The sequence below is a fragment of the Sphingomonas sp. genome (assembly GCF_042095875.1).
Classification (GTDB): domain Bacteria; phylum Pseudomonadota; class Alphaproteobacteria; order Sphingomonadales; family Sphingomonadaceae; genus Sphingomonas.
Map to the genome: position 1 here is coordinate 51,646 of NZ_JBELMJ010000014.1, position 22,916 is coordinate 74,561.

Consider the following 22,916-nt stretch of genomic DNA (forward strand, 5'->3'; position numbering starts at 1 on the left):
GGGCTGGCATTGCCATGAGCATCATACTGCCGTCAATACGCGTAAAGATACGGATGCGCGAGATGGTCGGCCTCCTTTCGCTGGAGGCGGCGTGCGCGACCGACCTGCTCGGCTATTTGCCGTCCGAACATCGCGATTTGATCGCAACGCAAGCCCTGCCCAATGCGGTGCGCGACGGCTATTGGGAGGGCAAGGTGGCCATTTGCCGCTTCGGCGACACGTGCCAGTCCTCTACAATCTTTTCCCCATCCGCGACGCGGACGGCGCGAGCACCCATTTCGCCACCGTCACCCGCGACCTGACCGAGCGCAAGGCGATCGACACGACACTGCCCGAGACGAAGGAGCGCTACCGTCTCCCCACACGCGCCACCAACGACGCGATCTGAAAATCCAATCGCGACCGCTCGGCGGCTATTTCCTGTCGCATCGAATCGTCGGAGCGCCCGCGTACGAGACATGAACAGCGCTCGCCCACTCGCGTGCAGCGCCGGATCGGGGGGAGGAACGTCAGCAGCCCGGATGCGCTTCCGTAGACCGGGAAGATGTCGGCACGCGATGAGCGAGAATTTGCCGTCGGTGGTGATCAAAGCTCAGCATCCGAGCGGCAGACCCGCAGCCGTTCCCGGCAGACACCCGCCGAAGGCGATCGGCACGACATGAAGGAGCGACCGTGATCGACAGCGAAGCCTATTGGATTCACCTGGTCACCCGCGTGGTGGAGATCGCGGGCACGGCGATCATCGTCGTCGGCGCGTTCGGGTCGCTGGCAGTCTTCCTCTCACGCCTTCTCCGGCGCGGCGCCGACCTCACCCCCCTCATGGCGGCTTTCCGTTCCAGCCTCGGCCGATCGATCCTCCTCGGGCTCGAATTTCTCGTCGCCGCCGACATCATCAACACGGTCGCTATCGAACCCACGGTGCAGAGCCTGATCGTGCTCGCCGGAATCGTGCTGATCCGAACGTTCCTCAGCTTCTCGCTGGAGGTCGAGATCGAAGGTCGCTGGCCGTGGCAGAAGCCCCGACCGGGCGAGCCGTCGCGCTGATCCGTCGGCGGATATCAGCCGCCGGTTCGTAGTCACGCCCCGCTCGACCATATGATTTCAGGTCATCGCGGCGACCGGACAATCACCGCCGCGTCCGGTGCGACACCCGTCGCGAACCGCCCCGTGACCTTCCAGGCGCGCAGGTCGACGATCGCCACGCGGTCATCCTCCAGCGACGCGTAGAGCGTGTCGTCGGCGAGGTTCAGGCCGGGCGCACCCGTGCCGAGCGGCAGCCGCCCCTCCTCGGCGAGCGTGACGGGATCGAGCCGCGACAGGCTCTTGTCGGCAAGGTTCGAGACGATCAGACGGCCGTCCGCCTGCGTCACGACGCGGACCGCCTCGCCGCGCATCGTGCGACGCCCCCGCTCCTCCAGCGTCGCGGCGTCGAGCGCGTGGATCGTCCCGCTCGGCCGGTCGATGACGTAGAGCGTCCGCTCGTCGCGGCTGAGTGTCATCCCCTCGGGCGCGGTGCCGATCCGCTTGCGCCGCGGCAGCACCTCCATGTTGTCGGGATCGACCATGATCACCGCGCCGCTCAGCGTGTCGGCGACGTAGGCGCGCGCGCCGTCGCGGCGTACGACCAGATAATGGCTGCGCGCGCCGCCGACCGGGATCAGCCGCGACGGCGCCTCGTCGCGCACCGGGTCGTCGAAGCGGATCAGCATGCTGTCCTTCTCCGACAGCACGTACAGCCGGCCGCGATCATCGACCCGCACCGCGTGCAGGCGCCCGAACGGCGCGAGATCGATCGTCCGGGCGAGCGTTTGCTGCGCGAGATCTACCACCCAGACTTCGCTGCCGCCGGCACCCGGCGCCTTCCAGCTCTTCACGCCGTAGTGGCCGACGAAGGCGTAGCGCCCGGTGCGATCCGCGACGATCTCGTGCGGTTGCGTGCCCAGCGCCACCGCGCCCAGCCGAGTGCCGCCGGGAAGCGCGTAGAAGGCGACGCACCCCGCCCCTTTCTCCACCAGCGCCAGCGTTTCAGCCGTGCCGCTGGACGGCACGGTGCGGGCCACCGCGCGCGCGCCGACCGCCATTGCCGCGACGACCCCGCCGGCGAGCATCCACATTCCTTGGCGACGATCAACACGTGGCATCTGCTCCCTCTCCATCGGCGCTCGATCGCGCGCTGCCCGCACGGTCAAAGCCGAACCTCCAGCGCGCACCTCGCACGCAGACGAACGATGCGGCGCCTCGATCGTTGCCCGGCGTCGTAGTTGCTCCCGTGCGGAGCGATCAGGCGGAAGGACGTTTGGCTGGATCGCGTCAGCTACAGCAATGCTTCTGCTTTTTCCCCGATCCGCACGGGCACGGGTCGTTGCGACCCACCTTCGCCCTCGTCACCGGTCCCGGCGCGATCTTGGCCACATCACCATCGCGCGTGCCCGCGGCGTAGAGGAGCTGGACGGCGTTCGTCATCTCTTCCACCGCCGCATCCTCGATCGCGTTGATCTGCACGCTGTCGAGGTCGCTCTCCTCGCGCGCCACCGCGATCAGCAGCTGGAGGCGCTCCAGCGGCGCGGCCGCCCTGCCGTCAGCCGCGAGCGCCTGCCACGCGTCGGGTCGCAGCGCCATCGCCGCAGCGACACCGTCGATCCAATATGCCCACAGCACCTCGCCACTGCGTTCATCGATGTCGAGGATCGGCCGCAACCTGCCGCGACCCAGATCGCGGGCAATCTCGTGCCGCCGTGCCGCGACGGCGTCGGCGAACCACTGCACGTCGAGCGGATCGTCGAAGGGCGGGACGCCGTCCGTCTCGGCGCCCCAGATGACCGACATCCACTCGTCGGATGGGATCGCTTCCGGGCAGACGAGCAGCCCGGTGAGGAAGCCGTCCAGCTCGGTGAGCAGCATCGGCTCCTCGACCGGCAGATCGGCCAGCGCGCCGTCGAGGCGGCGGAAACGCGAGGGCGCGCGCTTCACAGGCCGATGCTCCGTCGCTGCATCTCCGCCGCCGCGATCTCGCGAAGCGGGGTCGGGTTCCCTTCCGCGAAGATGTCCGCGAGATCGAGCAGGTCTTCATCACCCAACGCCGCGACTGCCGCCTCGATGGCATCGAGCCGGCTGAGCGCGCGAGCGGCCTGCGCGGCGGCGCGCTTTTTTCTGAACTTGAGCATGATCTCGCGCTAGCAGCCTCGGCGGCGGTTGACAGGGCCTTATACTGGCGCAGTGCGGCACGAGCGCGCCGGACCACCGGATGAGCTTGACGCGCGCGTCGCGGATGCCGACCTGCCCGGTGAACAGGAGGCGCACATGGTTGAAGCAAGATGGAACGGTTCGCGCATCGCCAGCAGCGACGACACCGTCGTCGTCGAAGGCAACCATTATTTCCCGATCGAGAGCGTCGACGCGGCACTGCTGCGACCAAGCAACACGACCAGCATCTGCCCGTGGAAGGGAACCGCGCATTATTACGGCCTGCACGTCGACGACGCCGACAATCCCGACGCCGCCTGGTATTATCCCGATCCCAAACCCGAAGCGGAAACGATCCGCGGCCGTGTCGCCTTCTGGAAGGGCGTGACCGTCGAATGAGACTAGCGCCTGTGCGTCGGGGCTGATGATCAAGCCGCGTGATGAACTTGGCGGCTCACCCAACCTGGATTACCGGGGCAGACGGCAGCCTCCGCCATGACGCCCGTTCAAGCAGTTGAGAGGCAGCTCGCCGGGCGTACGTGGTGAGATGCGGGTCGGTTGCGAGGTCGAGATGCGATATACGCGAGAAAGACGTTGCTCGATAGGCGCAACTACTCCGACCAAATGGCGTCGCGGCATATCGCGTCGCGGGCAAGCCGACCTTCGCGCAGTCCATGTCGCCTTCGACAAGCATCTGTCCGGCACCATCGCCGTTGCGCATCCAATGTCTGACGAGGCATGGCAGGTGGTCGACAGCACCATTCGCGCTGCGTAATGCGCGCGCTGCGAGACGAGTGATCGTGCGCGCAACCGAGCATGAGGGACTGTCGCTGATCGGCTGGGTGGACCCGATCGCCTGCCCGCTTCTAACCCACGGGTCACGTACCGCGACATCGCGATCTGTCACGGTCAGGATCGCGGCGTCGATCAACGGCGGGCCGCTCGCGAGGAAGCGGAGCGCGACCGGGAACGTGCCCTGCAAGGCAGCGAAATCTATCGACTCCGCGCCGTGGCGTCCGCGACGGTCACCGGTCGGGGAACGCCGATCGATCGCCGTCGTCGCCGCGCGGAATGACGCTGAAGCTGCCGTCGGTTTCCAGCACGACGGCAGCCATGGCGCCGACGTCGCCGTGGCCGCCCTTGCGGATCGCGGCCGCGACCTCCTCCTGCGTCACCCGCTCGTCGAGCAGCGCCTGCTGGTCGATCTCGCCGTCGAGCAACAGCACGCGCGGTTTCGACTTGATCGCCGCCTCGATCGGCGACGCACGCTGCGCCGCCCAGGCGATCGCGAACTGGAGCGCGGCCAGGACGACGAAGGCCAGCATGCCCTCGGCCAGCGCCACGTCCTTGGACAGCAGCACCGTGGCGAGCGTCGACCCGAGCGCCACCGTGACGACCAGATCGAACGCGTTCATCTTGGCGAGCGTCCGCTTGCCGCTGACCCGCAGCACCGCGATCAGCAGGAAATAGGCGAGCGGTCCGACGATCAGGAGGCGGAGCAGGCCGTAGAAGCTCTCGAACAGCATGGTGTCCATCACTCCGTCATCGCCCGCGCCGTAGCGCGAGCCTGGGGGTCTACAGCTTCGGGGGCGCCGTTCCGCGCGCGGGCGGGAGCGCCGCTCAGGCAGATCGTCGCGGCGAGCGGGCGATGGTCGGAGCCGACGCTACCCAGCACGTGCAGGCCCCGGAAGGTGAACGCGGGCGACAGGAACAGCTGATCGAGCGGCCAGCCGAGCGATGCGTGGTCGGCGGGGAAGGTCGGGTAGCTGCCGCGCCCGATACGGGGATCGAGGAAGCCGCCGACCTGCTTGAACAGCTGGGTCGTGCGCGACCAGGCGACGTCGTTGAAGTCGCCCATCGCCATCCGGGGCACGTCGTGGTCGGCGAGCGCGAGCGCGGCGCGCTCGATCTTGCGGTCGCGCCGGTCGGTATCCTGGCCCGGCACCGGCGGGCGCGGGTGCAGCCCGACATAGTCGAACGGCTTGCCGTCGCGAGTCGCGAGGCGCGCGTAGAGCGTGGGCGTATCCTGGTCGGTGATGTCGCGCGTCTCCGCGGCGCGCACCGGCAGGTTGGTCGCGAACACCATGCCGTAGGTGTTGTCCAGCGGCCGCATCACGCGCGAGCGATAGCGCGCGAGCGACGGTGCCAGCGCGTCGACCCAGCGCCGGTCGGTTTCCATCAGCAGCAGGATGTCGGGCCTCATGCGCTCGATCATCCGCCGGGTCGGCACGTAATCGCGGTTGTGCTGATAGACGTTGAGCCCGAGGACCGAGAAGCACGACGCGCCCAGACCGCGGTCGACCTCCTCGGCATCTTCCATCTCGACCGGCGCGAACCAGAAATACGGATACATCCGCCACGCCTGCAGCCCAGCGGCGAGCGCCAGCATCGCGATGACGCCTATCCCCCAGCGCACCGGCACGGTGGCCGCGACACCGATCGCGATCACCCCGATGACGACCAGGATCAGCAGCCGGGGAAAGTTGAGCGCCTGGATCCACCACAGGTTGGAGTGGATCAGGCTGAGGAGCGTCGCGACGAGCAGGACGAGTGCGAGAAGGGAGAAGACCCAGGCGAAGATGGTGCGCATCGGCTAGCCATACACCTCGGCTCGCCAGATGACGGATCATTTCGTTCGAACGAGTCGCTCCAACGCGAATGCTTCGTGCTCGGCCGCACCGTTACACCAACCATGATTGCGCAGACCCTCGTGCGGTCACGATCCGGTTGTCGCAGCGCGCGCCGCTGATCCGATGGCCGGCTTCATTCATGATCGAGAAACATTGGCCTGCGCGCGATATGTGCTAGGCCGCGGGGCGCGCACGTCGCGCCGCTCAAACTCGAACGGGGAATTTTCCATGCGCACGTCACTGATCATCCTGAGCGCGCTGCTGCTCGCACCCCTCGCCGCTTGTGGCGGAAACGGCGACGACAAGCTCGCCGAGCGCGTCGAGGATGCCGCGGACAACCGCGCCGACGCACTCGAGAGCCGCGCCGACGCGCTCGAAGAGCGCGCCGACCAGGTCCGCGCGACGGGCGAGAGCCGCTCCGACGCGATCGACGCCGCCGACCTAAACGCCGAGGCGATGACCGCGGAGCAGAAGAACGCGATCGTCGCCAACAACGCCGCGGCGGTTCGCTGATCTTCGGGGCGGGTTACGGCGGCGATCCGTCGCCGTACCCGCCACCGTCATGACCATCATGGGAACGCCGCCGATCCGCCTCGCCCTGATCCTGACGCCCGCGCTGCTGCTCGCCGCGCTGCCCGCCGCCGCGCAGGATGCGCCGCTCTGTTCCGACCGCCCGGGCAAGGCGACGCCGAGCTGCGTCGTCGCGCCCGGCACCGTGCAGGTCGAGACGAGCGCGGTCGACTGGACCCGTGACGAGGCGGGCGGCGTCCGCAGCGACACGCTGCTCTTCGCCGACACGCTGCTGCGCTACGGCGTCGGCGGCGACACGGAGGTGCGGGTCGGCTTCACGCCTTACGTCCGGGCGCGCACCCACACCGGCGCGGGGGGGACGCGCAGCGTCTCGGTCGACGACGGGTTCGGCGACGTCGGCCTCTCGCTCAAGCACCGCTTCGTCGATGGCGGCGACCGCGGCGTGTCGATCGCCGCGCTGCCGTTCGTCATCCTGCCGGTCGGCAGCGACGCGGTGAGCGCGGGAACCGTCTCCGCCGGGCTGACCCTGCCCGTCGACATTCCGCTGCCCGGCGGCTGGTCGCTGAACGCGACCCCGACGATCGCCGCGGCGGCGGACGGCGACGGCGACGGGCGGCACCTCACCTACGGCAATGTCCTGGCGCTCTCGCATTCGCTCACGACCAATCTCGGCGCGACCGCCGAATTCTTTGTCCAGCGCGACCGCGACCCTGCCGGCCACAGCACGCAGGCAACCGCGGACTTCCTCCTCGCCTGGTCGCCGCTGGCGAACTGGCAGTTCGACGTCTCGACCTATGTCGGGCTCAACCGGACGACGCCCGACGTCGAACTGATCGGCGGCTTCACCCGGCGCTTTTAGGCGCTCGGTCCCGGGCAAGTTTGTCATCGACCCGGCATCGCGCTTGCCGGCGCACCCCGCCTCGGTGCGTGGCACCTCCTGGGACATGGACTGGTTCACGAGCGCGATGTGGCGCAGGGGCAGACGATCCGCTGGTTCGCGCTCGCCGGGCCAGCGCAATTTAGGTGGTGACCGCGGTCCACGACATCCCGAACCGCGAAGTCTGGCCGCGCGTGAATTGCACCCCCACGCCGCCAGGTTGGTCGCAGCGGTCCGCGCCAGCATCGATCACTGCCTGAGCTCGCACATTGTCGTGAAGCCGTACTCCGAGCATGGCAGCCGAAACATACTCGAGTCAGCCGCTCCCCGCAGCGGCTCGGGTGCCCAGCGGCAGCCCGCTTTTCCGAGCAGCGAGCCTGTGCAGGTTCATTGCGCCACCGAGCTATATCTGCGAGCGAGGTGGCGTTCAGGGGTTACCGTCCCCTCGCGTTCGACGCTTTGCTGAGCCGCGACCGTTGCAAGCCCAGTATACTTCCATGAGGATCGCCACGACCACCGCGGTGTTCCCACACCCGCTAATGCCGAGGCGGCCGACCGGCGCGGCAGTGGCGCCACCCGCGAATCACGGCAAGCTCAGCTTGTTCCTCGCCGCGATGGGCGTGCTGGTTTGGCTGGTCGGACAGCCGCGATCTGGTGCGCGGCGTCCGGTTCGTCACGCAAGAGATATAGCGGTCGGGCCCGGCGGCAGTTACGGGCCGAGATCGATATCGTCGCTACGCGCCTTCTTTGCCGCGCCGCCGTCGAAGCCGAGCCGCCTGGCCACCGTATCGTTCCAGCCATAGGGATCGGTGCGGAACACGACCTCGCCCTTCTTGTCGATGAAAGCGTTCTGATACAGCAAGCGCACCGGAATGGGCGCGGGCAGATCGACGAAGGTCTGTTCGCCCGATGCGCGCGCCTGCTTCCACTTGTCTGCGACGCCTTCCTGCTGCGCGATCATCTGCGCGAAGCCGAGCGCGTCCTGCACGCGCACGCAACCGTGGCTGAGGTCGCGCTGCGTGCGGTCGAACAGCGATTTGTCGCTGGTGTCGTGCAGGTAGATCGCCTGCTTGTTTTGCATGTCGAACTTGACCAGGCCGAGCGCATTGTCCGGCCCGGACGGCTGCACCCAATAGCCGTTCACCTTGTGCATGTTCTTCGCGCGGACCGTGGCGGAGGACACCTCGATCGACTTGGGCACCGTCCAGGTCGGGTTTGCCACCAGGCGGTAGAGCGGAGAGCCCAGCGGCGGTGTCTCGCGGTCGGGCTGTCCGACGATGACGCGGCGCTGATCGACGAGCTTGCCGTCGCGGTGATAGTCGAGCGTCGCAGCGGCGGCATTGACGTCGATACGCGTTGCCGGAGGAGTGCGCGATAGCCAGCGCCGCCGCTCCAGCGCCACGGCGAGCGCACGCGCCTTGTCGGCAGGGCCAATGTTGATGACCGCCAGCGTGTCGCCGCCGAACAGGCCGTCGGTCTTGATTCCGTAGTCCGCCTGCAGCCGCTTCACGCCCTCGGCGATCGGCTGGGTATATTGCGCGGCCTGCTCCCCGCCTGCTGGTACGTTATCCTGCGACAGGTAGCCGTTGGCGGCGAGCTGCCGGGCGATCTCCGATACCCTCGGATCGCGATCACCGACGTGGATCGTATCCTTGTCGTCCAGCTTGCTGGAGGATGCCTGCCGCCCCTCCCGAGCGTAGCGGACATAGGCCTCGGACAGCCGGCGATAGTCGTCGTCCTGCGGCACCAGCCCGGCGAAGAAGTGCGCCACCTGGTTCTGCTCAAGCGCCTGCGCCAGACCGGCCGCCACGTCGACCTGCGACTCCTGCAGCGTGTAGACCTCGTGCAGGTCGCTCGGATCGACCCGGCCGCGCGCGAGCGATTTGGCGTAGGAGAGCGCCGCTTTAGTCCGCGCCACGTCCCGATCGGCCGGGCTCATCGAATCATCGACCTTCCCGTAGTCGACCCGGTCGAGCCCATTGCGGATTCGCGATCCGAGGGCCTGATCCAGTGCGGTCGTGGTGGCGGGCGACCACAGGCCTTTCCACTGCATGCGCTCGTAGAACGCCCTCACGTCATCGTCCGAGACGCTCGCCTTCAGCGCGTCCGACGGAATGCTGGGCGGTGTCGTATCGAGCTGCGGCTCTTCGATCGCGGCACGATCATTCGTGTTGACCATGGCGGCAGGGGCTTCGTTCGAGCATCCTGCGAGCCCGACCATGGACGCCATCAAGAGCGGATGAGTAGAGCGCATAGAGACGCCTTCCAGATTGGCGGACTGACCGCGATGATGCGTTCATGGCCGAACGCGTGTCGGAACATACCGCGAGAAATTGGAGCCGCGCGAACGCCTGTTTGATCCGCCCCGGCGGCGCGCCGGCATCAGGAATCGTCCTCCGGGCTGGTGCGCCCGACCGTCACGTCGAGGCGGCGGAGGGTGACGGACTGATCGAAAGGCTCAGTGCGGAATTCAGTTATGAGGTGAACCTCCTCGACGAGGCGGAGGCGTTTCACCATTACCTCCTCGACCACCGACACGACCGTTCGGCCTGGCTCGGTCCGGATCGGCGGCACGGCGTCGACGAAGTCGCCGATCGGAACACGCTCGACGCGGACCGATCGGCTCTCCAGCATCTCGTGCACCGCCACGTCGTCGGTGCGCACCGCCGAGCTGACGGTCACTCGCCCGGTCTCGACCGCCACCTTGTCGACGCGAAGGGTTTCCTCGACGAGCGGGATCCGGAGCGCATCGTCGTGTGACTGATCGACGGTGTCCGACATGAGCGGAATACTCCGGTAAAAAAAGGGGTGCATCGCTGCACCCCGGAGAGCCCTGATCGTAGTGCGCGCGCGCGACGATCAGCGGTCGGTCGACCCGTCCCGATCGACGTCGACCTCGGTGCGGCGCACGGTGCCGTCGACGCGCTCGGTGCGCGTGTCGACGTTCTTGTCGACCACGATCTCGCCGGTGATGACGGCTTCCTTGGTGACCACGGCCTCTTCGCCGGTTTCGGTGATTTCCACCGTGCCCTCCTGGAACAGCGCGTCGGCGTCGGCCGCGCTGATGCGCTCGTTCAGCGCGCGGCGATCGACATTCACGTGCTCCTCACGGAGCACCACGTTCTCGCTGACGTCGTCGGAGACGACCCGGGTCCGCACGCGCACCGTTCCAAGCTCCACGAGGCGCTTGCCAATCACCATCTGCTCTTCGACGATTGGAATGTGCTCGCTGGTGACCTCGCCGCGCGCGACGCCGGCGGGCGGTGGCGGAACCTGCGCCTGGTCGACGAGCAGCACGGGAGCGCCATCGCGGATGTCGACGGAGTCGACGTTGACTACCCTGCCATCGGCGAGCCGGAGCCCGACCACCCGTTCCTGATCGGTATCGGCCAGCATGTCGTCAATCTCGCCGATGTCGCGGCCATCAGCCGTCCGCAGCATCTTGCCGCGCAGGTCCTGGTCCGAGTCCTCAAGCTGCCAGTCGTCGAGACCGGCGAGCTTGCGGATGCCATGTTCGTTGCTCATCGTCATTCTCCAGAAAAAGGGGGTGGTTCAGCGAACGACCTTGGCCGACTCGGCGTAGATATACTGCGTGATGCCGGCCGGGAGCGGATCGGTCTTGGTACCGACTGCTGCCCCCTCGGGTGCGCCCTCGCTGGCGGCACGCATCGTGCCCACGACGTCGACGCTGTCGCCCTTGTCGACGTCGACGCGCCCCTCGATCGGCGTATTGGGTGTGGCAACCTCGTTCAGAACCACGTACACCTTCTTGCCGTCGGGGCCGTTGACCCAGAAACTGGCATCGCCCACGACGTCACCGACCGGCACGTTGCCGAGCCTCACGTCGCGCCCGACCAGCGAACCGTCGGTGTTGCCCGTGATGGCTACAATGTCGGTAATTGGCCCAGCCGCGGTCGAACCCGCGGCCATCGCGCCGTTGTCGATCGGGGCCATGTCCTGCTGCATCGGTGCTGCCGCGACCGTTGCAGGAGCGTTGGACACACGCTTGTCGTCATCGTTGCCCAAGAAAAGCCAGAGCAGCAGGCCGATCACAATCAATGCGATCAGCGCCCAAAGCCACCACAAAGAGCCACCTTTTTTCTCGATTTTGATGTCAGCCATGAGCTGAGCTCCCCTTCAAAGCTAATATTCGCGCTATTATAAGTGAACAAGCCGCATGGCCTTTAGTTGCAATTTTTCCAATGTTTTTCTCTGGTGACTTCTATAAAGCCAAACGAGTACTTGTAATAAGAAGTGCGCAAGTTAGTACTACCAACTTAGGATATTTGGCGATAAGCTGTTTATTATAGATGCCACCTTGTCATGACATTAACTAAAATATACCACGCTGGAAAACTGGATTCCAATGAAGTTTCAATGATAGAACGCCTCTCATGTAACGCTCACGTGCCTCTGCCATGCTGAAAATCAGGGAATAGCTTAACTGAGTGCTCTGTCCCGGCATTCGATAGACCGGGTGTAAGATTAACCCACCCGGCTCTGGGGCTCACATCTTGACGGTCTGTTCGACAGTGTGGGCCCACCGAGCGTCGTGAGACGGTGGGCGCAGTTGCACACGGCATGAAGTTGGCGGGTCACGTCCGAGCAGGTCGCAGCGCTAGTAACGGAAGCGTTTGCCGGTCGCCTGGATCGCGACGGTCTGTCGAAGGCCGAAGTTGTAGGTCACGCCATCATACCGACGATGTCCGCGGCGACATCATGTTGCTCTTCGGCGTCGGTAGGCGGGTTCGAGCAGCCTGTGATGGTCGAACCCAGCGGCTCACGCCGGCGTGGCGTTTGACAGCATCCTAATTGCACAACGGGCCGCGCCTGTGGACCTTCCGGCTTCGTAGAAAACCGTTGCCCGTCTGGGCCAACGCATGCCGAAGCCGTCGCTGAGACCGCCGGCGCGATCCCGCGCTCGGCGAGGCTCGGTGTACTCGATCAGCGGATTCAGCCCAGCGTCAGCTTTTCGGCAGCGCGTATGCGAGCGTGTAGTCGCCGTAGCGCGTGCCCAGCGCGCCGTGCCCGCCCGCGGTGATGACGACATATTGCCGCCCGTCACGCCCGCGGTAGGTCATCGGCGTTGCCTGCGCCCCCGCGGGTAGCCGCGCCTTCCACACCACCTTTCCGGTATTGAGATCGAAGGCGCGCAGGTACTGGTCGGTCGTCGCGCCGATGAAGGCGAGCCCGCCCGCAGTGATGATCGATCCGCCGAGGTTGGGCACGCCCGTCTTGATCGGCACGCCCAGGTGCGAGCCGAACAGCCCGGTGTCGCGCGCGGTGCCGAGCACCTTCTTCCACAGCACCTTGCGGGTGCCCAGGTCGACCGCGGTCAGGTGGCCCCACGGCGGCGCCACGCAGGGCGCACCGAAGATGCCGACCCACGCCTTCACCACCGCGACGTAGGGCGTGTTGTACTGCGTCTGCAGCTGCGCCTGCATCGCGTTCTCGCCGCCCTGCTTCTGCTTCATCAGTTCGGCGACGCGCGGGTCGTCGCGCCGCATCAGCCACAGCTTGAACGGCATCTCCATCGTGTTGACGGTCATCACGCCGCGCACCGGATCGACCGCCGCGCCGCCCCAGTCGGTGACGCCGTCGAACGCGGGATGGCCGATGATCGGCTTCAGCCCCATCGGCTGGTAGATGCCCGTCCCCTGCGCGCGGCGAATGTCGATGCGGCAGAACAATTGATCGATCGGCGTCGCGCCCCAGGTCGCGACCTCGGTCGGGGCCGGCGGCGTGAAGCTGGGCATGCCGGTCGAGAAGGGCTGCGTCGGCGACACGCGCACGCCGGGCGTCGCGCCGTCGGTGCGCACCGGCTGCTCGGTGATCGCCGCGATCGGCGCACCGGTCAGCCGGTTCAAGAAGAACACCTGCCCCATCTTGGTCGTCTGGATCAGCGCGGGCGTGACCTGACCGTTGGGTGCACGGTAGTCGAACAGCGACGGGCCGATCGGCAGGTCCATGTCCCACATGTCGCGGTGGACGAGTTGACGCATCCAGCGCAGCTTGCCCGTCGCGATGTCGAGCGCGACGATCGACGAGCCGAAGCGGTCGTCGAACGGCCGGCGATAGCCGATCCAGTAATCGGGCGAGGCGTTGCCCGTGCCGAGATAGACGAGCCCGTTGGCCGCGTCGGCGGTGATCGCGCCCCAGACGTTGGGCGTTCCGCGCGTGTAGGTCTGTTCCGCGGGCAGGGGCGCGATCGCGTCGGGCGAGCGGCCGACGTCCCACGCCCAGATCGGCGCACCCGACACCGGATCATAGGCACGCACGACGCCCGACGGAATGTCGCGATTGACGTTGTCGATGATCCGCTCGCCGATGATCAGCCGGTTGTTGACGACCACGGGCGGCGTGGTGCCGATCTGGTCGGACGGGCGCGACGTGCCCATGTTGGTACGAAGGTTGATCGCGCCACCATCGGCAAAGCTCTCGCACGGCTTTCCGGTGTCGGCGTCGAGCGCGACCAGCCGCGCGTTGAACGTCGGCGCGAAGATGCGGCGCGGGCACGGCGTACCCGCCGGCGCCTCGAAGTAGGTGACGCCGCGGCAGACGAGATAATTGTTCCCCTGGATGCGCGCGTCCTCGTGCCAGCTCCACTTCGTCTTGCCCGTCACCGCGTCGATCGCCTGGACGAACGAGTGCGGCGTGCAGGTGTAGAGCGTGTCGCCGATGTGGATCGGCGTCGCCTCCGAATGATATTCGCGCTTGTGCTCCTCCGACTCCGCCGCCATCGGCAGGTCGCCGGTGCGCTGCGTCCAGGCGAGTTCGAGGCGTCCGACGTTCTGCGGCGTGATGTCGGCCAGGGCCGAGTAGCGCCGCCCCGACAGCGTCCCGCCATAGTCGCGCCAGTCCGCGTCGGCCTCGCCGGTCGGCGCGGCGGGCACCGGGGCGGCACCAGGCGCTCCCTGCGCCTCCACGCCTGATCCGTGAAGCGCGACGCCGCCGACGCCGAGCGCGAGCAGCACCGCCGCGGCGGCGGGCACCGCGTGCGCGGGCGAGCGCCACGAGCGCGCCCGCCACCCGGTCAGCAGGACGAGCACCAGCAGGACGGTCGGCGCGACCAGGCGCGGAACGAGCTGCAGGGCGTCCAGCCCCACCTCCCACACCGCCCAGATCAGCGTGCCGACCCAGATCGCGACGAACAGCAAGCGCCCGATCCGGGGCTGGCGGCCGAGCAGCGCACCGCTGACCACCATCGCGACGCCAGCAACCAGATAGTAGAACGACCCGCCCAGCGCCGCGAGCACGCCGCCGGCGACCGCGAAGAAGCCGCCGAGAATGGCCACGCACCACGCAATCATCAGCCGGTACAGCCGAGCCATCGCGGTTTCCTTTCAAAACATTGCTGGCTAAACGCTAGGGCGGGCTGAAGTTTCAGGCAAGCGTCTCGACCTGTGCCTAGTCGGTCCGGCGACGATGCCGGATGTGATGCGCGCTCGAACCTCGTCAGGCGGCAAAGAAGGAACGTTGTGGTTTTTCTGCTCGCACGACGACCCGCAATGCGGCTGCGCCATTCGTCACGGGCGACGAGGAGCGCCCGAGCCGTTCTCGCCGCCGCAGCATGCACGCTTCTGACCGGTTGTGCCGCGCTCGACCACGGCATCCTGAACGCGCAAGGCCCGGTCGCCGCGCACGAGCGGCACCTGTTGCTGGTCGTGTCCGCCATCCTGCTGTTCGTCTGGGTGCCGGTCGTTGTCTTGGTTCCGCTGATGGCGTGGCATTACCGGCGATCCAACACCAACGACGCCTACCGGCCGAAATGGGCGTTCTCTTGGCCGCTCGAAGGGTTTATCTGGATACCGCCGATCGGCATCGTCGTCCTGCTCGCCGTCCTGCTGTGGCCCGCGACGCAGCGCGACGATCCGTACACCCGCCGCGCCGGACAGGGCGAGCCCGTGCGCGTCCAGGCGATCGCGCTCGATTGGAAATGGGTATTCGTCTATCCCGACGAAGGCGTCGCGACCGTGAACCAGCTCGCGGTGCCCGCCGGGCGCCCGATCCACCTGTCGCTGACCAGCGGCACCGTGATGCAGTCGCTGCTGCTGCCGCAACTGGCAGGCCAGGTCTACGCGATGGCGGGCATGCGCACGCGGATGAACTTCGCCGCCGACCGCCCCGGCACCTATCGCGGCGAGAACACGCAGTTCAGCGGCGAAGGCTTCGCGCAGCACAAATTCGCGATCGTCAGCATGACCGCTCCGGCCTATGCCGCGTGGCTGACGCGCGCGCGCAGGGTCGGTCGCTCGCTCGACCGGTCCGCCTGGGCCGCATTGTCGCGGCCGAGCACGAGCGGCCCGCAGACCTTCTCCGCCGTGCCGCCCCGCTTCTTCGACCGCGTCGTCGCCGCGACCGGCGGTGCCGCGCACCCGCATGCGCGGACGGCCGCGCGAAAGGTGTCCTGAACCTGTGCAGATCGAGCATCCCCCGATCTGGCCGGCGCTGCTCGGCCGCTTTACCTGGCACGACCTGCCGATCGTGCGGGCGTGGGAGAACCCGAGCGCGAGCGAGATCATCGGCGCGGGGGCCGCCGCGCTGGTGATCGTCGGGTTCGTCGTCGCGGTCACGCTGCTGACCCGCCATCGCCGCTGGGGCACGCTGCTGGATTGGGTGACCAGCCTCGACCACAAGAAGATCGGCATCATGTACGTCGCCATCGCGCTCGTCATGCTGTCGCGCGCGGTGGTCGAGGCGGTCCTGATGCGGATGCAGCAGGCCGCGGCGGTGGGCGATCCGGGTTTCCTGTCCCCCGACCATTTCTCGCAGCTGTTCTCCACACACGGCTCGATCATGGTGTTCTTCATGGCGATGCCGTTCCTGACCGGGGTCATCAACTACGTAATGCCGCTGCAGATCGGCGCGCGCGACATGGCGTTTCCGTGGGCGAACTCGGTCGCGTTGTCGCTGACGGGCGGCGGCGCGATCCTGATGATGGTCAGCCTGGTGGTGGGACAATTCTCGACCGGCGGCTGGAGCGGCTATCCGCCCTATACCGGCCTCGCCTTCAGCCCCGACGTCGGGCCCGATTACTGGATCTGGGCGGTGACGCTCGGCTCGATCGGCTCGACACTCGGCGGCATCAACATCGCCTGCACCATCTTCAAGCTGCGCGCGCCCGGCATGACCTACATGCGCATGCCGCTGTTCTGCTGGACCAGCTTATGCACCAGCATCCTGATGATCTTCGCCATGCCACCGCTGACCGTCGCGACCGCGCTGCTCGCACTCGACCGCTACCTGGGTTTCCACTTCTTCACCAACAATCTCGGCGGCAACATGATGAACTACGCCAATCTGTTCTGGCTGTTCGGTCACCCCGAGGTCTACATCCTGATCCTGCCCGCGTTCGGCATCTACTCGGAGGTCGTCTCGACCTTCTCGTCGAAAAAGCTGTACGGTTACGTCTCGCTCGTGTGGGCGACCATGGCGATTGCGGTGCTGAGCTTCACCGTCTGGGTCCACCACTTCTTCACCATGGGGCAGTCCGCCGACATCAACGCGGTGTTCGGCATCGCGACGATGACGATCGGCGTGCCGACGGGGGTCAAGATCTACGACTGGATCTGGACCATGTTCCGCGGCGAGGTGCGCTTCGCCGTGCCGATGCTCTACGCGCTTGCGTTCATGGTGACCTTCGTCATCGGCGGGTTCAGCGGCATCGTCCTCGCGATCCCGCCGCTCGACTACGTGTTCCACAACACGCTGTTCCTCGTCGCGCATTTCCATAACATGCTGATCCCCGGGCTGCTCTACGGCCTGCTCGCGGGCTACACCTACTGGTTTCCCAAGGCGTTCGGCTTCCGCCTGGACGAGCGCTGGGGACGCATCGCCTTCGCCTGCTGGGTGGCGGGGTTCTATCTCGCCTTCATGCCGCTCTACGTGCTGGGCGCGAGCGGCATGGCGCGGCGAACGAGCGAGATTTTCGAGCCCGACTTCCGACCCTGGCTCTACGTCGCCGGGGTCGGCGCGCTGGTCATCCTGTGCGCGCTCGCCTCGCTGGTCGTGCAACTGGTGGTCAGCATCCGCGAGCGCGACGCCTACCGCGTGTTCGCGGGCGATCCGTGGGACGGACGCGGGCTCGAATGGTCCACCTCGGCCCCGCCGCCCGAGTATAATTTCGCGATCGTTCCGCGCGTCGAGGGGCGCGATCCGTTCTACGACGGCAAGCGCGAGGATGGTTACTACCGCCGCCACGCGCACCACGACGCGATCAGCGTGCCGCGCAACAGCGTGACCGGCGTCGCGATCGGCGTGGCCGCGACCGCGGCGGCGTTCGGGCTCGTCTGGCACATCTGGTGGCTGGCGATCGTCGCTGCCTCGGGCATCGTCGCCGCGCTGATCCTGCGCAGCTTCGTGTGGGACACGCACCGCACCATCTCGGCAGCGGAGGTCACGGCCACCGAGCACCGCTGGCACGACGCGCTGGACGCCGCGACACCAATCGGGCGCGCGTGCGAGCTGACGCCGCGCAACCACGGACTGGCGGAGACCGCGGCATGAGCGAGCCGTCGCCGCGACACGCCGGGATAAACCTAGGCGGAACCGAGAACAGGCCGGACGCCAATGCCGAGAGCGGCATCTTCGGCTTCTGGGTATTCCTGATGAGCGACGCGGTGATCTTCGCGCTGCTGTTCGCGGTCTACGGCACGGCGCTCGCCGCCACCGCGGGCGGGCCGACGCCCGCGAGCGTCTTCGAGCTGGGTGCCGCGCTCGCCGAGACGCTCCTGCTGCTCACCAGCAGCCTGACGATCGGGCTTGCCGTGCTTGCGATGAAGTATGACGCAACCAGACGCGCGGTCTTCGCGTGGATGGGAGTGACCTTCGCGCTGGGCGTCGCCTTTCTCGCGCTGGAGAGCCACGATTTCGCGACCATGTTCGCCGACGGTGCCTATCCGACGCGCAGCGCGTTCCTGTCCGCCTTCTTCGCGCTCGTGCCGTTGCACGGCATCCACGTGCTGGCGGGATGCGTGTGGATGCTGGTGATGGCGGCGCAGATCCTCTTCTACGGCTTCGACGCGCGCGTCCGCGTCAACGTACTGCGTCTCGGCCTGTTCTGGCACTTCCTCGACGTGATCTGGGTCGCGATCCTGAGCGTCGTCTATCTGCAGGGGCATCTGCCGTGAACGATCGCCGGCGCGAGACGCTGACCTATCTGACCGGCTTCGCGCTCGCGCTCGCGCTGACGCTCGCCGCCTTCGCCGCGGTGCACTGGCCCGTCGCGTCCGCGGGCACCACGCTCGCGATCATCCTTGGATTGGGGCTGGTGCAGATGATCGTGCAGTTCCGCTGCTTTCTCCACATCAGCCTTGCCAAGTCGTCGCGCGACGACCTGCTGCTGGTATTGTTCTCGACGCTGATCGTCACGCTGATGGTGTCGGGTACGCTGGTCATCCTGTTCAACCTGCGCGCCCGCATGATGTAGCGACCCGCCCGCGCGAAGGTGCGCACCACGCCGCTCGACGCTCGCGAGGACCTCAAGCTACTCTGGGATGCGCGCGCGATGCGAGATCGGCGTCATCCCGATATGGTCGAGAGCTTGACGATGCCGCCGGTCTGTCGCAGTTCTCGGTCGCCTTTGCTCGTCCCTGCCTCTCCCATCATCGCGCAACGGTTCCTATCTGCGGACAGCCTTCCGCGAAGGCGACAGGGAACTCATGACCGAACCGATCCTCACGCTTTCGGGCGTGTCAAAGACGTACAAGGGCGGCTTTACCGCGCTCCATGGCGTCGATCTCGCGATCAACAAGGGCGAGATCTTCGCGCTGCTCGGGCCGAACGGCGCGGGCAAGACGACGCTGATCAGCATCGTCTGCGGCATCGTGACGCCGTCCACCGGCACGATCCGCGTCGCCGGGCACGACGCGATCGCCGACTACAAGGCCGCGCGCCGCCTGATCGGGCTGGTGCCGCAGGAGCTCTCGGTCGACATGTTCGAGACGGTGCTCGCGACCGTCACCTTCTCGCGCCGGCTGTTCGGCCGCTCGGGCCACAGCGCGTACATCGAGCAGGTGCTGCGCGACCTGTCGCTGTGGGACAAGCGCAACAACAAGATCATGGAACTGTCGGGCGGCATGAAGCGCCGCGTGCTGATCGCCAAGGCGCTGGCGCACGAGCCCGAGGTGCTGTTCCTCGACGAGCCGACCGCGGGCGTCGACGTCGCACTGCGCCGCGACATGTGGAAGCTGGTCCACGCCTTACGTGAACGCGGCACCACGATCATCCTGACCACGCACTACATCGAGGAGGCCGAGGAGATGGCCGACCGCGTCGGCGTGATCAACAAGGGTCGGCTGCTGCTGGTCGACCGGAAGGAGGCGCTGATGCAGCAACTCGGCAAGCGCGAGCTGGACCTGACGCTGGCAGAACCGCTCGACGCGGTGCCGGCGGGACTGGAGCGCTGGCAGCTGAGCCTCGTCAACGAGGGCCGCACGCTGCGCTACGTGTTCGATGCGACGGACGAGGACACCGGCATCCCGTCGCTGCTGCGCGAGCTGTCCGCGCGTCACATCGCGTTCAAGGATTTGGAGACGTCGAAGTCGAGCCTGGAAGACATATTCGTCGACCTAGTGGAGGAACGGGCATGAACCTTCACGGTATCTGGGCGATCTACCGCTTCGAAATGGCGCGCTCGCTGCGCACCCTGTGGCAGAGCCTGGTCGGCCCCGCGCTCACCACCAGCCTGTACTTCATCGTCTTCGGCGGCGCGATCGGCAGCCGGATGCAGAGTGTCGACGGCGTCAGCTACGGCAGCTTCATCGTGCCCGGCCTCATCATGCTGTCGCTGTTGACGCAGAGTGTCGGCAATGCGTCGATCGGCATCTACTTTCCGAAGTTCACCGGCACGATCTTCGAGCTACTGTCCGCGCCGATCTCCGCCATGGAGCTGGTGATCGGCTACGTCGGCGCCGCCGCGACCAAGTCGGTGGTGATCGGCGCGATCATCCTCGCGACCTCGGCCTTCTTCGTGCCGGTCGTGGTCCAGCATCCGCTGGCGATGATCGCGTTCCTGCTGCTGACCTCGATCGCCTTCAGTCTCTTCGGCTTCATCCTCGGCATCTGGGCGAACAGTTTCGAGCAGCTGAACTTCGTACCGCTGCTGCTCATCACGCCGCTGACGTTCCTTGGCGGCAGCTTCTACTCGATCGACATGCTGCCGCAGCCGTGGCGGACGGTCAGCCTGTTCAATCCCGTTGTCTACCTGGTCAGCGGCTTTCGCTGGAGCTTCTTCGGCCGCGGTGACGTCGACATCGCGCTCAGCCTCGGCGTGACGCTCGGCTTCCTCGTCGCCTGCCTCGCAGCGATCGCGTGGATCTTCAAGACCGGCTGGCGACTCAAGAGCTGAGACCGGCGGTAAGCATTGAGCGGCAAAATAGCGCAAGGAGGCGCTTGCAGCCGCGAGATTGACTGATATAAGACGCCGCCTGCCCCCGGCCCGCCGGGTCGGCACATGGTCGGGGAATAGCTCAGCCTGGTAGAGCACTGCCTTCGGGAGGCAGGGGCCGGAGGTTCGAATCCTCTTTCCCCGACCAATTTCTGCTATCTTACTGTTTTACGTCGCTTTTTAGCGAATGAGGTAGGCCGCACCCACGGTTGTACCCATTGCTGTACCCATTGGGGCGACGAAGATGGGATTGCCGAACCTAAAGCTGCGCGGCGGCAGCTATCATTGGCGCCGCAAGATCACTGTGGCCGGAACGCCACTGCCGCTGTCGATCTCGCTTCGCACCGGACATTTCGCCACCGCACGGCTTATATCGGACCGGCTGGCAGTGGCGGTCGAGAGATTACGCGTGGCGTACGGGCAGTTTACCGGGATGACCCCGGATCAGATGAAGAAGGTGTTCAGCGACGCGCTGCGCTGGCAGTTGCAGCGCATCCTGCAGGATCAGGCCGCCAATCCTGCGGCAAAGGGCGACCACGCGACCGCCAACTCGCTCCATGCCGAAGCGTGGACGTTTCTCGGCCAGCATGGCGGCGATGCGCGGTGGACAATCGATGAGCACGAACGCCTGATCGCCTCTGGCTGGCCGCCCGCCCACGCCAAGGCGATCGGCGATCATGTCTTCGACACGCAAGCGGGCGGTATCGTCTCGGAACGGCAGATCGCATCCTACGTGGAAGCGTTTGGCATCCCTGCGACCGGCGAGAATGTGACGCGCATGACGGCCATCATCTGCAGAGCACGCGCGCACGCTTGCCGTCAGGCAACCGCGCTGCTGGATAGCGGTGACGACGCCGTTCTGTCGGGCTGGGCGAATGAGGCGTTGCTCGACGACACACCTTTCGCCTTCGACACCAGCGACGTGGCATTCAGACCAACTGAGCGACCAGCAACGCACGAGCCACAACCGGACGAACGTACAGCAGTTCCGCCGAGTCCGTCCGTCGTCGTAGTCGCCCGAACGAAGAAGCTGCTGATGGAAGCCACCGAGGACTGTATCGCCGATTACGCTCGTGAGCAGGCGTGGGACAGCAACTCGATCCAGCAGGTCCGAACCGCGGTTCGCATGTTCGATTTCGCGTCTGGCGTCGGCGTCTACATTGAAGACCTGCAGCAGAAGCACGTCCGCGACTTCACCACCTTATGCAAAAGCCTGCCCAATCGCTGGGGTCGGACCACGGCCGAGGCGAAAGGCGGCATCGCCGCGAGCCTTGAGCGGGCCAAGACGATGGAAGCCGATGATATCGGCTTAGGCCAGCTGACCATCAACAAGCACATCTCCTGGATCGAAGCCGTGCTGACCCACGCCGCCGGCGACGAGGCCGACGACACCGGCCACCGCCCCGCTGCGCCCCTGTCGTTCAAAGCTGCCAAGACCGCGCTCGGCAAGAAGGTAAAACACCAGCGCAAACGCGATCGCGACAAGCGTGCGAACTGGACGAGACAGGAAGTCGCCACCCTCCTATCCGCCCCAATCTGGACCGGTACGGCGGGCATCGACAAGCGGCTGAAGCCAGGCACCGAGATCATCCACGACTCATGGTACTGGATGCCGCTTATGCTGCCGCTCTACGGCGGCCGCAGCTCAGAACTCGCCGGCTTGGCGCTTGCCGAGGTTCACGAGCACGATCCCATTCCCCACTTCAGACTGGAGTTCACCGAACTACGCCGCCTCAAGAACGCGCAGTCGATTAGACGACTGCCGATCCATCCGGAGCTGATCCGCCTCGGCTTTATCGACTACGTGACGCAACTGCGTGCCGCGGGCTGCACCATGCTGTTTCCGGAACTGCACTCCCCTGAATCGAAAAGCTTCGCTGGCACCTTCTATCGCACTGTATTCAAAAAGCTGCGTGACTGGGCTTTCCCGGAAGGCACGGCATGGCGGCATCGCGTCGGCGGCGCATGGAAAGACAAGGACGTCCACAGCTACCGCGGCCTTGCCACGTCGATGATGAAGGGCAAGGTGGAGGATAGCGTACGTGGCGACATCTTCGGTCATGAAGGCGACACCGAAACGGCAAGGACGTATGACGAGGAAGCGGAGTTACATATAAAGCTCGAAGCCTTGAAGCTGCTGACGCCGATTACCCAGCAGATCCAGCCATCTCTCCCTATCCGCATACGCCCTCTCGACCGCCTTCGGCATGGGACTGCTAGCAGACGGTAACACGACGTCTGATGGCGCCAGAAACTGAACCGCCCCGGGTTTGTGGGAGGCCCCAACTCCTGAGAGGAAGGGGCCATG

At 66.4% G+C, this 22,916-nt stretch carries 22 protein-coding genes and 1 tRNA gene; 13 read left to right on the forward strand and 10 right to left on the reverse strand.

The window, feature by feature from the left end:
- Positions 1-202 precede the first annotated feature (202 nt).
- Complete coding sequence (locus ACFDS6_RS07165; protein ID WP_375271441.1) at positions 203-388, forward strand: hypothetical protein; 186 nt, start codon at positions 203-205, stop codon at positions 386-388.
- 284 nt (positions 389-672) lie between these two features.
- Positions 673-1,044 (forward strand): DUF1622 domain-containing protein, encoded by a 372-nt coding sequence (locus ACFDS6_RS07170; RefSeq protein ID WP_375271442.1) that lies wholly within the window; start codon positions 673-675, stop codon positions 1,042-1,044.
- Between the two features lie 62 nt (positions 1,045-1,106).
- Here the strand turns inward: ACFDS6_RS07170 and ACFDS6_RS07175 are convergent, their stop codons facing one another.
- The 3 genes from ACFDS6_RS07175 to ACFDS6_RS07185 all read right to left on the reverse strand — a co-directional run bounded on the left by ACFDS6_RS07175 (position 1,107) and on the right by ACFDS6_RS07185 (position 3,164).
- Entirely contained in the window at positions 1,107-2,108 is a 1,002-nt protein-coding gene (locus ACFDS6_RS07175) for a PQQ-binding-like beta-propeller repeat protein (protein WP_375271443.1), read from the reverse strand.
- Positions 2,109-2,310: 202 nt separating this feature from the next.
- Positions 2,311-2,970, reverse strand: coding sequence for a UPF0149 family protein (locus tag ACFDS6_RS07180; protein ID WP_375271444.1), 660 nt, complete (start codon positions 2,968-2,970; stop codon positions 2,311-2,313).
- On the reverse strand, positions 2,967-3,164 hold the full coding sequence (locus ACFDS6_RS07185) for a hypothetical protein (RefSeq protein ID WP_375271445.1): 198 nt from the start codon (positions 3,162-3,164) through the stop codon (positions 2,967-2,969). Before ACFDS6_RS07185 ends, ACFDS6_RS07180 begins: the two co-directional genes overlap by 4 nt.
- 136 nt (positions 3,165-3,300) lie before the next feature.
- Here ACFDS6_RS07185 and ACFDS6_RS07190 point away from each other — a divergent pair, with 136 nt between their 5' ends.
- On the forward strand, positions 3,301-3,582 hold the full coding sequence (locus ACFDS6_RS07190; RefSeq protein WP_375271446.1) for a DUF427 domain-containing protein: 282 nt from the start codon (positions 3,301-3,303) through the stop codon (positions 3,580-3,582).
- A gap of 626 nt (positions 3,583-4,208) precedes the next feature.
- On the opposite strand, the gene ACFDS6_RS07195 is transcribed toward ACFDS6_RS07190, so the two are convergent.
- Both ACFDS6_RS07195 and ACFDS6_RS07200 read right to left on the reverse strand, forming a co-directional pair.
- Positions 4,209-4,718, reverse strand: coding sequence for a DUF421 domain-containing protein (locus ACFDS6_RS07195; RefSeq protein WP_375271447.1), 510 nt, complete (start codon positions 4,716-4,718; stop codon positions 4,209-4,211).
- Positions 4,718-5,773 (reverse strand): endonuclease/exonuclease/phosphatase family protein, encoded by a 1,056-nt coding sequence (locus ACFDS6_RS07200; protein ID WP_375271448.1) that lies wholly within the window; start codon positions 5,771-5,773, stop codon positions 4,718-4,720. The genes ACFDS6_RS07195 and ACFDS6_RS07200 overlap by 1 nt, the downstream gene beginning before the upstream one ends.
- 268 nt (positions 5,774-6,041) lie before the next feature.
- Here ACFDS6_RS07200 and ACFDS6_RS07205 point away from each other — a divergent pair, with 268 nt between their 5' ends.
- Together ACFDS6_RS07205 and ACFDS6_RS07210 are read left to right on the forward strand one after the other, a co-directional pair.
- Positions 6,042-6,326 carry a hypothetical protein gene (locus ACFDS6_RS07205; RefSeq protein WP_375271449.1) on the forward strand — a complete coding sequence of 95 codons (285 nt, stop codon included), beginning with the start codon at positions 6,042-6,044 and terminating at the stop codon, positions 6,324-6,326.
- A gap of 49 nt (positions 6,327-6,375) precedes the next feature.
- A complete protein-coding gene (locus ACFDS6_RS07210) occupies positions 6,376-7,203 on the forward strand; it encodes a transporter (RefSeq protein ID WP_375271450.1) in 828 nt (275 codons plus the stop codon).
- A gap of 727 nt (positions 7,204-7,930) precedes the next feature.
- Here the strand turns inward: ACFDS6_RS07210 and ACFDS6_RS07215 are convergent.
- From ACFDS6_RS07215 to ACFDS6_RS07235, 5 genes are all read right to left on the reverse strand, one after another.
- Positions 7,931-9,400, reverse strand: coding sequence for a L,D-transpeptidase family protein (locus ACFDS6_RS07215; protein ID WP_375271451.1), 1,470 nt, complete (start codon positions 9,398-9,400; stop codon positions 7,931-7,933).
- A gap of 203 nt (positions 9,401-9,603) precedes the next feature.
- On the reverse strand, positions 9,604-10,035 hold the full coding sequence (locus ACFDS6_RS07220) for a DUF2382 domain-containing protein (RefSeq protein WP_375271452.1): 432 nt from the start codon (positions 10,033-10,035) through the stop codon (positions 9,604-9,606).
- A 45-nt stretch (positions 10,036-10,080) separates the two neighbouring features.
- Complete coding sequence (locus tag ACFDS6_RS07225; protein ID WP_375271453.1) at positions 10,081-10,746, reverse strand: DUF2382 domain-containing protein; 666 nt, start codon at positions 10,744-10,746, stop codon at positions 10,081-10,083.
- A 27-nt stretch (positions 10,747-10,773) separates the two neighbouring features.
- Positions 10,774-11,343: a hypothetical protein gene (locus tag ACFDS6_RS07230; RefSeq protein ID WP_375271454.1), complete on the reverse strand. Its 570-nt coding sequence runs from the start codon at positions 11,341-11,343 to the stop codon at positions 10,774-10,776.
- 842 nt (positions 11,344-12,185) lie between these two features.
- A complete protein-coding gene (locus ACFDS6_RS07235; protein ID WP_375271455.1) occupies positions 12,186-14,552 on the reverse strand; it encodes a membrane-bound PQQ-dependent dehydrogenase, glucose/quinate/shikimate family in 2,367 nt (788 codons plus the stop codon).
- A 177-nt stretch (positions 14,553-14,729) separates the two neighbouring features.
- On the opposite strand from ACFDS6_RS07235, the gene ACFDS6_RS07240 reads away from it, so the two are divergent.
- The 8 genes from ACFDS6_RS07240 to ACFDS6_RS07275 all read left to right on the forward strand — a co-directional run bounded on the left by ACFDS6_RS07240 (position 14,730) and on the right by ACFDS6_RS07275 (position 22,838).
- Positions 14,730-15,632 carry a cytochrome ubiquinol oxidase subunit II gene (locus tag ACFDS6_RS07240; protein WP_375271456.1) on the forward strand — a complete coding sequence of 301 codons (903 nt, stop codon included), beginning with the start codon at positions 14,730-14,732 and terminating at the stop codon, positions 15,630-15,632.
- Positions 15,601-17,727 carry a cbb3-type cytochrome c oxidase subunit I gene (locus ACFDS6_RS07245; RefSeq protein ID WP_375271457.1) on the forward strand — a complete coding sequence of 709 codons (2,127 nt, stop codon included), beginning with the start codon at positions 15,601-15,603 and terminating at the stop codon, positions 17,725-17,727. Before ACFDS6_RS07240 ends, ACFDS6_RS07245 begins: the two co-directional genes overlap by 32 nt.
- On the forward strand, positions 17,724-18,350 hold the full coding sequence (locus ACFDS6_RS07250) for a cytochrome c oxidase subunit 3 (protein ID WP_375271458.1): 627 nt from the start codon (positions 17,724-17,726) through the stop codon (positions 18,348-18,350). Before ACFDS6_RS07245 ends, ACFDS6_RS07250 begins: the two co-directional genes overlap by 4 nt.
- Positions 18,347-18,649: a cytochrome o ubiquinol/quinol oxidase subunit IV gene (locus ACFDS6_RS07255; protein ID WP_375271459.1), complete on the forward strand. Its 303-nt coding sequence runs from the start codon at positions 18,347-18,349 to the stop codon at positions 18,647-18,649. The genes ACFDS6_RS07250 and ACFDS6_RS07255 overlap by 4 nt, the downstream gene beginning before the upstream one ends.
- Before the next feature lie 232 nt (positions 18,650-18,881).
- Entirely contained in the window at positions 18,882-19,811 is a 930-nt protein-coding gene (locus ACFDS6_RS07260; RefSeq protein ID WP_375271460.1) for an ABC transporter ATP-binding protein, read from the forward strand.
- Positions 19,808-20,569, forward strand: a complete 762-nt coding sequence (locus ACFDS6_RS07265) for an ABC transporter permease (RefSeq protein ID WP_375271461.1) — start codon at positions 19,808-19,810, stop codon at positions 20,567-20,569. Before ACFDS6_RS07260 ends, ACFDS6_RS07265 begins: the two co-directional genes overlap by 4 nt.
- 110 nt (positions 20,570-20,679) lie before the next feature.
- Positions 20,680-20,756, forward strand: a tRNA-Pro gene (locus tag ACFDS6_RS07270).
- Positions 20,757-20,852: 96 nt separating this feature from the next.
- Entirely contained in the window at positions 20,853-22,838 is a 1,986-nt protein-coding gene (locus ACFDS6_RS07275) for a hypothetical protein (RefSeq protein ID WP_375271462.1), read from the forward strand.
- Positions 22,839-22,916: the final 78 nt, after the last annotated feature.